General features: G+C 73.2%; 8 protein-coding genes. 2 read left to right on the forward strand and 6 right to left on the reverse strand.

Annotation, left to right across the window (positions count from 1 at the left end):
* Positions 1-9: 9 nt before the first annotated feature.
* On the reverse strand, positions 10-3,513 hold the full coding sequence (locus tag Q9S71_RS02070; RefSeq protein ID WP_311860224.1) for a TM0106 family RecB-like putative nuclease: 3,504 nt from the start codon (positions 3,511-3,513) through the stop codon (positions 10-12).
* Positions 3,514-3,613: 100 nt separating this feature from the next.
* Between Q9S71_RS02070 and Q9S71_RS02075 the strand changes: the two genes are divergently transcribed.
* Entirely contained in the window at positions 3,614-5,680 is a 2,067-nt protein-coding gene (locus Q9S71_RS02075; protein WP_311860225.1) for an NAD(+) synthase, read from the forward strand.
* Positions 5,681-5,703: 23 nt separating this feature from the next.
* Positions 5,704-6,261 carry a nucleosidase gene (locus Q9S71_RS02080; protein ID WP_064003891.1) on the forward strand — a complete coding sequence of 186 codons (558 nt, stop codon included), beginning with the start codon at positions 5,704-5,706 and terminating at the stop codon, positions 6,259-6,261.
* 12 nt (positions 6,262-6,273) lie between these two features.
* Here Q9S71_RS02080 and Q9S71_RS02085 read toward each other — a convergent pair whose 3' ends face one another.
* The 5 genes from Q9S71_RS02085 to Q9S71_RS02105 are packed head-to-tail and all read right to left on the reverse strand — an operon-like array spanning position 6,274 to position 12,527.
* Positions 6,274-6,453 (reverse strand): hypothetical protein, encoded by a 180-nt coding sequence (locus tag Q9S71_RS02085; RefSeq protein ID WP_311860226.1) that lies wholly within the window; start codon positions 6,451-6,453, stop codon positions 6,274-6,276.
* A gap of 25 nt (positions 6,454-6,478) precedes the next feature.
* Positions 6,479-9,481: an AAA family ATPase gene (locus Q9S71_RS02090; protein WP_311860227.1), complete on the reverse strand. Its 3,003-nt coding sequence runs from the start codon at positions 9,479-9,481 to the stop codon at positions 6,479-6,481.
* Complete coding sequence (locus Q9S71_RS02095; RefSeq protein WP_311860228.1) at positions 9,478-10,626, reverse strand: exonuclease SbcCD subunit D; 1,149 nt, start codon at positions 10,624-10,626, stop codon at positions 9,478-9,480. Before Q9S71_RS02095 ends, Q9S71_RS02090 begins: the two co-directional genes overlap by 4 nt.
* A 55-nt stretch (positions 10,627-10,681) precedes the next feature.
* Entirely contained in the window at positions 10,682-12,163 is a 1,482-nt protein-coding gene (locus Q9S71_RS02100) for an MFS transporter (RefSeq protein ID WP_311860229.1), read from the reverse strand.
* 46 nt (positions 12,164-12,209) lie between these two features.
* Complete coding sequence (locus tag Q9S71_RS02105) at positions 12,210-12,527, reverse strand: DUF2277 domain-containing protein (RefSeq protein WP_311860230.1); 318 nt, start codon at positions 12,525-12,527, stop codon at positions 12,210-12,212.
* Positions 12,528-12,549 lie beyond the last annotated feature (22 nt).

A 12,549-nucleotide genomic window follows, 5' to 3' on the forward strand; every position in this document is an offset into this window, starting at 1 on the left:
CCGCACGGCCTATCGCGGGACCGCGACGGCCTCCGATGGGATGCCGGTGGCTCCGACGAGGCGGGCGAACGCGCTGAGCCGCGCGACGCCGTCGGGGGTGCGCGGCAGGTCGTCGAGCACGCCGGTGCCGTAGACGACGAACGCGGTGTGCATCGCGCGCGAGACCGCGACGTTGATGCGGTTCTGCAGCAGCAGGAACTCGAGCCCGCGTGGCGCATCCCGCCCCGACGAGGCGGCGAGCGAGACGATCACGACGGCCGCCTCCTGCCCCTGGAACCGGTCGACCGTGCCCACGCGGACGCCGGAGAACCCGGCGGCGGTGAGGACCTCCTCGACGAGCACCTGCTGCGCGTTGTACGGCGTCACGACGATGACGTCCTCCGGCCCGAGCGGGCGTGAGGTCGCGCCGTCGGTCCACGGGTTGCCGACGAGGTCGCGGACGATCCGCAGGACCTCGTCCGCCTCCTCTGGCGACTGCGTCGCGTTGCGGGTGTGCGCGAGCGGCACGGGCACGACCCCGGCGGGGACGCCGTCGAGGCGGCGCAGCGCCGTGTCGGGGTGCGCCTCGAGTTGCCCCTCGTAGGCCAACTGCGACACCGGCTCGGCGACCTCCGGACGCATCCGGCGAGTGCGCGCGAGGAAGTAGCCGCGGTCGGCGGGGATCACCGCATGGTCGTCCATCACCCAGCCGAGCGCCGACGTGTCGACCGGCTCGGGGTGGGTGCCCTGGCTGACCTGCGGCAACTGCTGCGGGTCGCCGAGCAGGAGCAGACGGCGAGCGGAGGCGGCGACGGCGATCGTGGAGGCGAGCGAGAACTGCCCCGCCTCGTCGATGACGAGCAAGTCGAGCGAGCGGCGGCCCACCCGCCCGGTGTGGGTCAGGTCCCACGCCGTACCGCCCACGACGAAGCCGGCGGGCTGCGACCCGATGTAGGCCGCGAGCTGGTTCTTCGCGATCGCGGTGAAGCGCTCGACCCCCGTCGCCGCACCCTTGGGGGCCTTAGCGACCTGGGCCGCATCCAGCCCCGCCTCGACGATGCGATCGAGCATGTGCTCGACGACGTTGTGCGACTGCGCGACGACGCCGACCCGGAACCCGCGCTCGCGGACCAGCCGCGCCACGACGTGCGATCCGACATAGGTCTTGCCCGTGCCGGGCGGACCCTGCACGGCGAGGTAGCCGTCGTCGAGGCCGGCGAGCGCCGCCGCGATGTCGGCGACGTCGTCGCCCGTGCGCGGCAGCGGTGTCTCGCGCCGCGGCGGGCGACGCAACAGGAGGTCGGTGGCGGGATCGGCGGGCAGCGCGGGAGCGGCGGCCAGGACCGCATCCGCCCACTCGTCGATCGCCGCCTGCTGACTGCCGGCGCGCGGCGGTGCGGGCGGTGTCAGGGCGACCGGGAGCTCCTGCCACGTGAAGCCCTGTAAGGCGTTCTCCTCGATCACGACGCCGTCGTCGAGGACGTCGACGACGGACACGGAGCGCGCGGCGTGGATCCACCGCGGGCTGGTCTCGATCGGGAACGGCGCCGGCAGCTCGTAGACGGCGTACGGGTTCTGCCCCACCGTCAGCCGGGTGCCGGGGGCGAACTCGCCGCGGATCTCGACGACCCGGCGGACGGCCGTGAGCCCCTCGGGGCGGTGCCAGTCCGTCAGGACGCGGCACCGGTCGCGGTCGACGACGACGACGTCGCGGGTGTCCTCCCAGACCGACACCGGTTCGCGCAGGCGGAGGAAGTGCGTGGCCCAGAAGGTCTTCGCCTCGCGCGGGTAGTAGTCGATGGCCGCCGCGCCCAGGCGCAGCGCCTGCGCGGTGGCCTCGTCCTCGGCATCCGCGGCGAACCGCGAGAGCGCCTCGGCGCGCGGCGACGGCTCGTACACCGCCTCGCCCGCCTCCGGCTCGCGGGAGGGCACGAGCTTCGCTTCGCGCGCGCGGTCGACGAGCCAGTCGCGCAGGCGCCGCGTCGACACGCAGTCGTACCGGTTGTAATCGGCGAGGTCGTCGAGGATGCGGCGGGCCGCCGCGTCGTCGCCGGCGTCTTGCAGCGCCCGCGCCTCGACGTAGCGGACGATCGAGTCGTCGCCGCGCTGCACGTCGCTCGTGCGGACCTCGTCGCCCATGTACAGCGGCTCGAGCTTCTTGATCGAGTACGAGCGCGACCCGACCCGCAGCGCGCGGCGCACGATCGGGTAGAGATCGACGAAGACGCCGTCGCGCAGCAGCCGGTCGACGGCAGCCTCGCCCACACCGTGCCGGGCCGCCATCGCGAGCAGGTGCGTGGGCTCGTAGGGTGCGTAGTGGTAGATGTGCATGCCCGGGTGTGCTCGCCGGCGGACGGCGACGAACTCGAGGAAGTCCTCGAGCGCCCGCTTCTCGTCGGCGAACGAGTGCGCCCAGAGCGCGGAATACTGCTCGGTCTCGTCTACCCAGCCGAAGAGGTAGTCGATCCCCCACTGCACCGCCGCCCCTTCGGTGTAGAGCGGATCGCCCTCGAAGTCGAAGAACAGGTCGCCGTGGTCGGGTCGGGGAAGGGCACCCAGCGCCTTCGGGAAGACGACGTCGAAGGTCGGGATCGCGGGCCCCGTCTGCGCGGGGGCGTCGTCGACGCCGCCGGCGGGGCTCTCGAGCTGCAGCCGCGCCTGGGTGCGCAGCCCCGAGAAGGTGTCCCACGACATCCGCGGCGGTGCCTCGCGGGAGGCGGCGAGCGCGTCGATCGTCGTGACGTCAGCAGCCCGCAGCCGGTCGCGCTGGACCGGCCGCATCCCCGCCACCAGCAGCAGGTCGCGGTGCGCGACGACCTCGAGGTCGCACGTCGCGCACCGTCCGCACGCCACGACGCGCAGGTCGCCCCGGTCGTCACCCCACGGGATGGGCGACCCCGCGGACCCGGCGGCGACGTCGCGGTCGGCGATGAGGGCCCGGAGCCGGGCGCGGCGCAGCCCGAACACGGGAAGGAGGTCGCGGACCGCGTGGGTCGACACGGTGCCGTCACCCAGCAACAGCTGCACCTCGTCGGCGCGGGGGACACCGAGCCGATCGAGCTGGTCCACGTATGCCGCCAGCTGCATGAGGGCGGTCACCCGGGCGTGCCGGGCGAGCTTCGTGTCCTGCACGATCCACCGGCCGTCGTCGGCACGCACGAGGAAGTCCGCGAATCCGACGAACTCGTCGGTCGAGAACGCCGCCTGATAGACGACGTGCACGGCGGGGTCGGCGAGCGTCGCATCCGTCGCCGCCACCGCCGCGGCGAGGCCCGCGGCATCCGACGATCGCGTCTCGGGGATCTCGACCACCGCTCCGGGGTGCGCGGCACGGTACGCCTCGTACACGCGACGCTCGTGCTGCGTGCCCAGCCGACCCGCCCGCTCGAGCGTGAGGTCCTCGGGGTCCTCGACCGCCGCGATCCGGCCGAGCTTCGCGTCGATCGCCCGCAGCCAGGCGAACTCGCACTCGGCCGCGGCCTTCAGGTCGCTCGCGCTCCAGACGATCCGGCCGTCGTCTTCGATGTATCGCATGATCCCCTCTCGCAATCGACACTATCCGCGGTCACCGACACGCCTCCCGCACGCGCACAAGCCCCGTGGCGGCCGACGGGCCACCTGACAGACTGGACGCGTGACCCAGGACCTGCCCTTCGAGAACCCGTACCGGCACGGGTACGCGCGCGTCGCGGCGTGCACGGTGCCGGTCGTCATCGCCGACCCCGCCGCGAACGCCGACGCGATCCTGGCGAGCGCGCGCGCCTGCCACGACGACGGCGTCGCGGTCGCCGTCTTCCCCGAGCTGGGCCTCACCGGGTACGCGATCGAGGACCTCGTGATGCAGGACGTCGTCCTCGACGCCGTCCTCGTCGCGATCGAACGGCTCGCCGCGGCATCCGCCGACCTCTCCCCCCTGCTCATCGTCGGCGCGCCCCTGCGGATCGGGAACCGGCTCTACAACTGCGCCGTCGTCATCCACCGGGGCCGGGTGCTCGGCGTCGCCCCCAAGTCCCACCTGCCCACCTACCGCGAGTTCTATGAGTCGCGCTGGTATGCGCGCGGCGATGACGCCCCCGCGACCGTGACCCTGGGGGGCGACGCGGTGCCGGTCGGCACCGACCTGCTGTTCGAGGCGACCGACGTGCCCGGGCTCGTCGTCCACGCGGAGATCTGCGAGGACTTCTGGGTGCCCGTGCCGCCGTCCTCCCACGCGGCCCTCGCCGGGGCGACCGTGCTCGCCAACCTGTCGGGCAGCCCGATCACGATCGCCCGTGCCGAGGACCGCCGCATCCTCGTGCAGTCGCAGTCCTTCCGGTGCCTGGCCGCCTACGTCTACGCCGCCGCCGGACAGGGCGAGTCGACCAACGACGTCTCGTGGGACGGGCAGACGATCATCTACGAGAACGGCGCCCTTCTCGCTGAGACCGAGCGCTTCCCCGACGGTCCGCGCCGGGCGATCGCCGACGTCGACCTCGACCGCCTGCGCCAGGACCGGCTGCGCCAGGGCACCTTCGAGGACAACCTGCGCACGACCGGGGCGCAGGTGCGCCGCATCCCGTTCACCGTCGCCCCGCCGGCGTCGGTCCGGGGCCTGCGCCGCCCTCTGGACCGGTTCCCGTTCGTCCCCGACGACCCGGCCCGCCTCGACCTCGACTGCTACGAGGCGTTCAACATCCAGGTGTCCGGCCTCGAGCAGCGCCTGCGTGCGATCGGGCAGCCGAAGCCCGTCATCGGCGTCTCGGGCGGTCTCGACTCGACGCATGCGCTGCTCGTCACCGCGCGCGCGATGGACCGCATGGGACGTCCCCGGAGCGATATCCTCGCCTTCACGATGCCGGGCTTCGCAACCGGCGACCACACGAAGTCGAATGCGATCGCCCTCGCCGAGGCCATCGGCGCGACCATCGAGACGATCGACATCCGGCCGATGGCCACCGAGCTGCTGGCCGGCCTCGGACACCCCTTCGCGAAGGGCGAGCCGGTGTACGACGTGACGTTCGAGAACGTGCAGGCGGGCGCCCGGACCGACTTCCTGTTCCGCCTCGCGAACCAGCGCGGCGGCATCGTCATCGGCACCTCCGACCTCTCCGAGCTCGCCCTCGGGTGGGCGACCTACGGCGTCGGCGACCACATGGCGCACTACGGCGTCAACGCCGGCGTGCCGAAGACCCTCATCCAGCACCTCATCCGGTGGGTCATCGCGCACAGCGACGAATCCGGTACGACCCTCACCGACCGGGCGAAGGAGGTGCTGCAGGCGGTCCTCGACACCGAGATCAGCCCCGAGCTGGTGCCGGCGGACGCCGACGGCAAGGTGCAGTCGACAGAGAGCACGATCGGACCGTACGCGCTGCACGACTTCACCCTGTTCCACGTGCTGCGCTACGGGTTCCGCCCCTCGAAGATCGTGTTCCTGGCCGAGCAGGCCTGGGCGGACGCGGATGCCGGGGCGTGGCCGCCGGGCTTCCCCGAGGACGAGCGGTACGCCTTCGACCGCGAGACGATCGTGCGCTGGCTGCGGGTGTTCCTGCAGCGCTACTTCGGCTTCGCGCAGTTCAAACGCAGCGCGGTGCCGAACGCGCCGAAGGTGTCGCCCGCGGGCTCGCTGTCGCCGCGCGGCGACTGGCGGGCGCCGTCCGACGGGAACGCCGCGGCCTGGCTCGCCGAGCTGGATGCCGCCTTCCCCCGCCCCTCGGACTGACCGCCGGGTGGGATGATGGATCGGTGAAGCTCCTCGTCGCCGCCCTCGATTCCGAACTCGTCGCCTTCCCCGAGGAGCTCCCCGGCTTCGACCGGCTCGTGACGGGCCCCGGCAAGCTGCAGGCGACGTACGCCCTGACGCGCGCGCTCGACCGGGCCGACTACGACGAGATCGTCGTCGTGGGGACGGCGGGCTCGGTGGATGCCGCCGCCGTCGGCGTGCACGATGTGACCACCGCACTGCAGCACGACGTGTCGGACGTCGACGGCATCGCCGGTCAGCACGTGTCGCTCCCGACGACGGTGTCGATCGCGGGGCGGGAGGGGACGACGATCGCCACGGGCGACCACTTCGTCGACGACGCCGACACGGTCGAGGCGATCCGCTCCCTCGGCGGCACGCTGGTCGACATGGAGGCCTACGCGTACATCTGGGTGGCGCAGCAGTTCGGCGTCCCGATCCGGGTGCTGAAGGCCGTGTCCGACAGCGCGCAGGACGACGCGATCACCGACTGGCGGGAGGCCGTCGCCGCGTGCAGCGTCCAGCTGCGCGAGCGCATCACCGAGCTCTACGGCGTCTGAGCCCCGCGGTCGTCAGGCGTCGCGGCGCGCGAAAAGCGAGCGCAGCACGAAGAAGACGATGAGCGCGACGATCGCCACGACGACCAGCTTCGCCGCGAAGAAGACGAGCTTCAGCACGACGTCGACGACGATCCACGCGACGACGATCGCGACGATGACGCCCAGGACCGTCCAGATCATGCCCTTCTTCATGGGTCCAGCCTAGGGGGCGTGGCTCTCATCCGGCGGCAGGGCTCAGCGCCGCCTGCCGAACGACGCTGGGTCCTTCCGGCGTCGCCTCGACGACGAGTTGAGCGGGGATCTGGTCCTTCATCGCCTCGACGTGGCTGATGACCCCCACGACCCGCCCGCCGGCGCGCAGCTCGTCGAGCGTCCGCATCGCGAGCTCGAGGGTCTCGGGGTCGAGCGAGCCGAACCCCTCGTCGATGAAGAGGGTGTCGAGCCGGATGCCGCCGGCGCGCGAGGTGACCACCTCGGCGAGTCCCAGCGCGAGGGCGAGGGAGGCGAGGAAGGTCTCTCCGCCCGACAGCGACTGCGGCGAGCGGAGTCGACCGGTGTGCGCGTCGAGGACCTCGATGGACAGACCGGATGCCGCGCCCCGCGCCTGCTTGGCGTCGGAATGCCGCAGCGTGTACCGGCCCGACGACATCTCGGCGAGCCGGAGGTTCGCGGCGGCGACGATCTCCTCGAGCTCCCCAGCCAGCACGAACGTCTCGAGGTCCATCTTCATCGTGTTCGGCGCGCGGCCCGCGACGGTGTCTGCCAGACGTGTGACCGCCGCGGCATCCTCGGCCTGCGTCGCGACGGCACCGATGGCCGTCTCGATGCGCTGGAGGAGGTCGCGCAGCCCCGTCGCCACGCCCGCGGCATCGGCCTCGGCGGCGATGGCAGCGGTGCGCGCCTCGTCGGCCGCCGCAGCCGCATCCGCTGCGGCCTCGACCGCGCCGGGGTCGAGGGTCTCGTCGACGGAGGCGAGCTCGAGCTCGAAGGCGCGTGCCTTCGCGGCGGCGAGGGCCGCGGCGTGCGCGTCGATGCGCTCCGAGACCCGCGCCAGCTCGGCGGCGGGGAGCAGCGCGTCGAGGACGTCGGCCGGGCCGATGAACGCGGAGTCCGCGAGGCGTTCGTCGCGGTCGCGATCGGCGGCGTCCGCGGCCTCGCGACGCGTCTGCTCGTGGCGGCGGGCCTCGAGCAGACGACCGGCGAGCCGGCGGTGGTCGTCGTCCGCCGCGATCCGCGCGGCGACGCTGTCGTAGTCGCCCCGGGCCGCGTCGACGGCCCGCCGTGCCGAGGCGAGCGCGCCCTCGGCCGCGGCGATCTCCTCACGGAGTGAGCCGGAGCGCTGTCGCAGCTGCACCGCCTCGCCCTGGGCGGCGGCCTCGAGCTCATCGATCTCGGCGGCGGCCTTCTCGAGGCCGTCGAGACGGTCGCGGGCGGTGCGGGCGGCGGTGAGCTCGGCGTCGAGGTCGGCCAGCGCGGTCGCGAGGGCGTCGACACCCCGGTCGCCCGCGGTGGCCGCGGCGGCCGCGACGGCCTCCCGCGCGGCGGCGGCGGCCTGCGCGGCATCCCGCTCCGCTGCTGCAGCGTCGTCGCGGGCGCGCTCGGCGGCGGCGAGGTCGTCGTCGGTGACGTGCGCGGTGTCGTGCGCCGCGGGGCGGGGGTGCGCGGTGGCGCCGCAGACGGCGCACGGCTCGCCGTCGACGAGGGATGCCGCGAGCTCGCCCGCGTACCCGCGCAGGCGGCGGCGGAGCAGCTCGCCCACGTGCGCGGAGGCCGCCGCGGATCGTGCGTTGGCCTCGGCGTAAGCCGCGTCGGCGGCCGCGGCGCTTTGCGTCAATCGTTCGAGGGACCGCGCCGCGTCGAGGCGGGTCGCGAGCTCGGCCCGCGCTGCGGCGAGGTCGTCGTGTCGGCCCGCGACGGCACGGGTCTCTGCGAGGTCGGTCGCCACGCGCTGGCGGCGCTCGGGCACGGCGGCGAGCGCGGCGTCGAGGGCGTCGAGCGCCGCGTCGACCTCGGCCAGCTCCTCGCGGCGCAGCCGCTGCGCGTCGGCGAGGGCCGCGGCATCCCGCTCTTCCTCGGCGGCGGCCTGCGCGCGGGCGATGCGGCCGGTGAGGTCCTCGATCACGGCGGGCAGGTCGTCGTCCGCGGAGCCGCCCGCGGCGACCCACTCGGCCTCGGCCGCACGGCGAGACTCCTGCGCAGCGGACCATTCGCCCGCGGCACGGACGGCCGATTCGACGGGAGCCCGCAGCGCGTCGGCGGCGCGGGCCCGCTCGACCCGGGCGCGGAGGGCGGCGACCTCGGGGGTCTCCGCCTCGCGGGCGGCGAGGTCGTCCCGCGCCGTCTGCAGGTCGGCGAGCCGCCGAGCGACCTCGACGAGTCGTCGGTGTTCGGCGACCGCGGCGTCGGCGCGTGTGGTCGCGAGCGCTCGTTCGTTGCCGCGGGCCTCGACCCGGTACTCCGCCCGGACGAGCGCGCGCTCGACCGCGGACGTCCGCGCGATCACGTCCGCCTCGGCCGGCGGCTCGCCGCCGTCGGCGGGATGGAGTCCGTGCTCGGTGATCTCGCGCTCGGCGACGTCGAGCAGCGTCCGGACGCGGGTGCTGCTCTCGTCGAGCCGCTTCTGCGCGTCGCGGCGGCGCTCCTCGAGTGCCTCCTTGTAGGCCTCGAACCGCCGCGTGCCGAACAGGGTGCGCAACAGCTGCTGCCGCTCGGCGTTGGGCGCGAGGAGGAACCGCGAGAACTTGTTCTGCGCGAGCAGGATCACCTGCTGGAACTGCTGCGCGCTGAGCCCGAGCACCTCGTCGAGGGCGAGCCCGACCTCGCGCTGCTTCGCCGCGCGCCCCACCCATGCGCCGTCGACCCATTCCTCGAGCTCGGCTCGCGCGGGCTCGAGGGTGAGGCCGCCGCCGCGTTTGGCGGGACGCTCGTACTCCGGCGCACGCGTGACGCGCCACCGCGTGCCGCCGACGGTGAACTCGAGCCGCACCTCGGTCGGGTCGGTCAGGAAGCTGTGGTCGCTGCGCAGCCGGCGGTCGCCGCCGTCGTACCGGGGCACCGAGCCGTAGAGCGCGAAGCTGACCCCGTCGAGGATGCTGGACTTGCCGGCGCCGGTCCGCCCCGAGATGAGGAAGAGTCCGTCGTCGTCGAACGCGTCGAAGTCGACGCTCTGGCGCTCGCGGAACGGCCCGAAGCCGGTCAGTTCGAGGCGATGCAGCTTCACGCGAGCGCCTCCTGGCGCACCCGCTCGTCGAGCACGTCCTCGAGGATCTCGGCCTCGCGCTCGGTCGCCCCCTGACCCTCGCGCACGTGCGAGAGGAAGGCCTCGACGAGCTCGCGGTCGGTGCGCGCCGCGCGCACCCGCTCGACGTAGCTCTGCCGGTCGCCCTGTCGCACCACGGCGGGGGCATGCACGACCTTGGCGCAGAACGGGAAGCGCTGCTGCAGACGACGCAGCGGGTCGGCTTCGGGGAGGTCGTCGGTGTACTCGACGCACACCCAGGCGTCCTCGGCGTCGGCGTACGCCTCGTCCGCCAGGATGTCGGCGAACGGGCCGCGGAGGGTCACGAGCCGGCGCGGCACCGGCAGCGCCAGCCACTGGACGGTCGAGAATCCGTCGGCGTCGAGGTCGACGAGCCACGACCCGCGGGGCTTGTCGCCCTCGCCGAAACTGTAGTGCAGCGGCGCCCCGGCATAGCGGACGTTCTCGGCCAGTCGCTGACGGCCGTGGATGTGCCCCAGCGCCATGTAGTCGACCCCGTCGAAGGTCGACAGCGGCACCACGTCGAGCCCGCCCTGCTGGATGTCGCGCTCGAGGTGCGGCGTCGGCTCGACGCCCGCGGCGAAGCAGTGCGCGATCGCCACCGAGCGGCCACCCCGCTCGGCGAGGTCGGCGCGGACGAGGTCCATCGCCCGGCCGAGGACCGCGGCCTGGGTGCGGACCCCCTCCCACCGGTGCCGCAACAGCGCGGGCTCGAGGTACGGGATGCCGTAGAAGTGCACCGGCCCGTGGGCGTCGTCGATCGTGAGCGGGGTGCCGACGGCATCCGAATCGGTCAGGACGTGGATGCCGTCGCGCAGCAGCCCCGCCTGGAAACCCAGCCGCGCGGCGGAGTCGTGGTTGCCGCTCGTGACGACGACCCGGGCGCCGGCGTCGGCGATGCCGCGGAGCGCGTCGGAGAGCAGGGTGTAGCACGCGGCGGCGGGGGTCGCGGAGTCGAACACGTCGCCCGCGACGATGACGACGTCGACGTCGTGCGCGCGCACCTGGGCGGTCAGCTCGTCGAGCACGCCGCGGAGGGCGTCGAGCGTGGAGTGACCGTGGAAGGTCCGCCCGATGTGCCAGTCGGAGGTGTGCAGGATGCGCATGCTCACACGGTAGATCGGGCGTCGGACATCGCCCCCGAGGCGTGCCGGGACCGCGTCAGTCGGTGCCCGGGACGAGGGTGCCGCGGCGTCGCAGCCCGATGAGGTCGACGACCGAGACGAGCGTCGCGATCGCCAGGAAGACGCCGACCGCGGCCATGCCGTAGGCGTACGCGTCGTGGTACACCGCGAGGGAGTCGAGCCCGGCATCCTTCTCGCGGTAGATCGACGCGTAGAACAGCGACAGTCCGATCGCGGTGCCCACCGCCGTCCCGACGCGCTGCCCGAGCTGGCCGACCGAGCCGGCGAGGCCGCCCTCGCGCACGGCGATCTCGGACAGCGTCAACGTCTGGTTGGGCGAGACGACGAGCCCGCCGCCCGCCCCGGCGACGAGCAGGGCAGCAGCCATGCCGTAGGCGACGGTCTCGCGGGGCATCGTGTAGGCGACGATGGTCAGCGCGACGACGCTCACGAGCACCGTCACGAGCCCGATCGTCACGAGCTGCCGGCCGAGTCGGTTCACGAGCAGACCGCCGTAGTACGAGCTCGCCGCGCTCGCGACGGCGAACCCGATGGAGACCATGCCGGCGAACACCGGCTCGAGGCCCACCCCGAGCTGCAGGAACAGCGTGCCGAGCAGGAACATGGGCGGGATCGCGGTGAAGTAGGCGACGACCACGAGCGTGCCGTTGCGGAACGACCGGATGCGGAACATCCGGAACGGGATGAGGGGCTGACGACCGGATGCCGCGTACCGCCGCTCCCACCAGAAGAACAGCGCCGCGAACAGGACGAACGCGGTCAGCAGCCACCACCGGTTCGGGTCGTCCTCGGGTGAGCCGGTCGTGAACAGGAACGGCCACATGAGCGAGACGATCATGAGGCCGAAGAGCACGATGCCGACGGGGTCGAGCTGGAGGGGCCGGCCGCTGGCCTGACGGGTCTGCGGCAGGATCCAGATCACCCCGGCGAGCACGAGCAGGCACAGCGGCACGTTGAACCAGAAGATGCCGCGCCAGCCGTCGGTCTCGCCGCCGATCGCGATCATGAGTCCGCCGAGCGTCGGCCCGAAGGCCGTCGCGATGCCGATCGTCGCCCCGAACAGACCGAACGCGCGGCCTCGCTCCTTGCCGGTGAAGAGCTGCTGGATCGTGCCCATGACCTGCGGCATCTGGATGCCCGCGGCGATGCCCTGGACGAGCCGCGCGGCCATGAGCACCTCGATGCTCGGGGCGAGCGCGCAGGCCGCGCTCGTCACGGTGAACAGGCTCAGCCCGACGATGAACAGCACCTTGCGGGACCGCTGGTCGCCGAGCCGCCCGAAGGGCACGAGCGCGAGCCCGAACGTGAGGATGTAGCCCGAGACCACCAGCTGCAGCTGCGTGGAGGTCGCACCCAGCGACGCCTCGATCGCCGGCAGACCGACGTTGACCTTGCTGAGATCGAGGATCGTGAACGCCGCCACCGAGACGCAGACCCAGAAGGCCCGCCAGCGCTGTGAGGAGGAGAGGGGGATGCTGGCGGTGGCGGGGGATGTCATGACCGTCCCACGCTACCGGCCCGGCGGTGGCTCGAGGCGGGCGTGCTCAGGATGCCGCGGCGCGCTCCGCCTTCTTGCGCTCCTGGAACTCGCGCAGCGCCTCGTACCGGTCGGTCGAGCGCGCGCGGCGTTTCTCGGCCTCCTCGTCGCGGTCCTTCGGTGGCACGCTCGAGACCAACTCGTCGAGCAGGCGGCGCGTCGCGGCGGCGATCTGGTCGACGGCGCGGTCGAACGCTTCTTGGTTGGCACGCGAGGGTTTGGTCATCCCGCTGATCTTGCGGACGTACTGCAGGGCGGCGTCGTGGCATTCGGCGTCCGTCGCGGCGGGCTCGAAGTTGTGGAGCGGCACGATGTTGCGGCACATGGCCGCCACGGTACGCCGCGCA

This window comes from Microbacterium gawkjiense, from assembly GCF_031932225.1.
Taxonomy (GTDB): Bacteria; Actinomycetota; Actinomycetes; order Actinomycetales; family Microbacteriaceae; genus Microbacterium; species Microbacterium gawkjiense.

Bases quoted from the DNA above. Each gene is read 5' to 3' on its own strand.
- Q9S71_RS02070 (WP_311860224.1), bottom strand. From the start codon at position 3,513: ATGCGATACATCGAAGACGACGGCCGGATCGTCTGGAGCGCGAGCGAC.
- Q9S71_RS02085 (WP_311860226.1), bottom strand. From the start codon at position 6,453: ATGAAGAAGGGCATGATCTGGACGGTCCTGGGCGTCATCGTCGCGATC.
- Q9S71_RS02095 (WP_311860228.1), bottom strand. From the start codon at position 10,626: ATGCGCATCCTGCACACCTCCGACTGGCACATCGGGCGGACCTTCCAC.
- Q9S71_RS02100 (WP_311860229.1), bottom strand. From the start codon at position 12,163: ATGACATCCCCCGCCACCGCCAGCATCCCCCTCTCCTCCTCACAGCGC.
- Q9S71_RS02105 (WP_311860230.1), bottom strand. From the start codon at position 12,527: ATGTGCCGCAACATCGTGCCGCTCCACAACTTCGAGCCCGCCGCGACG.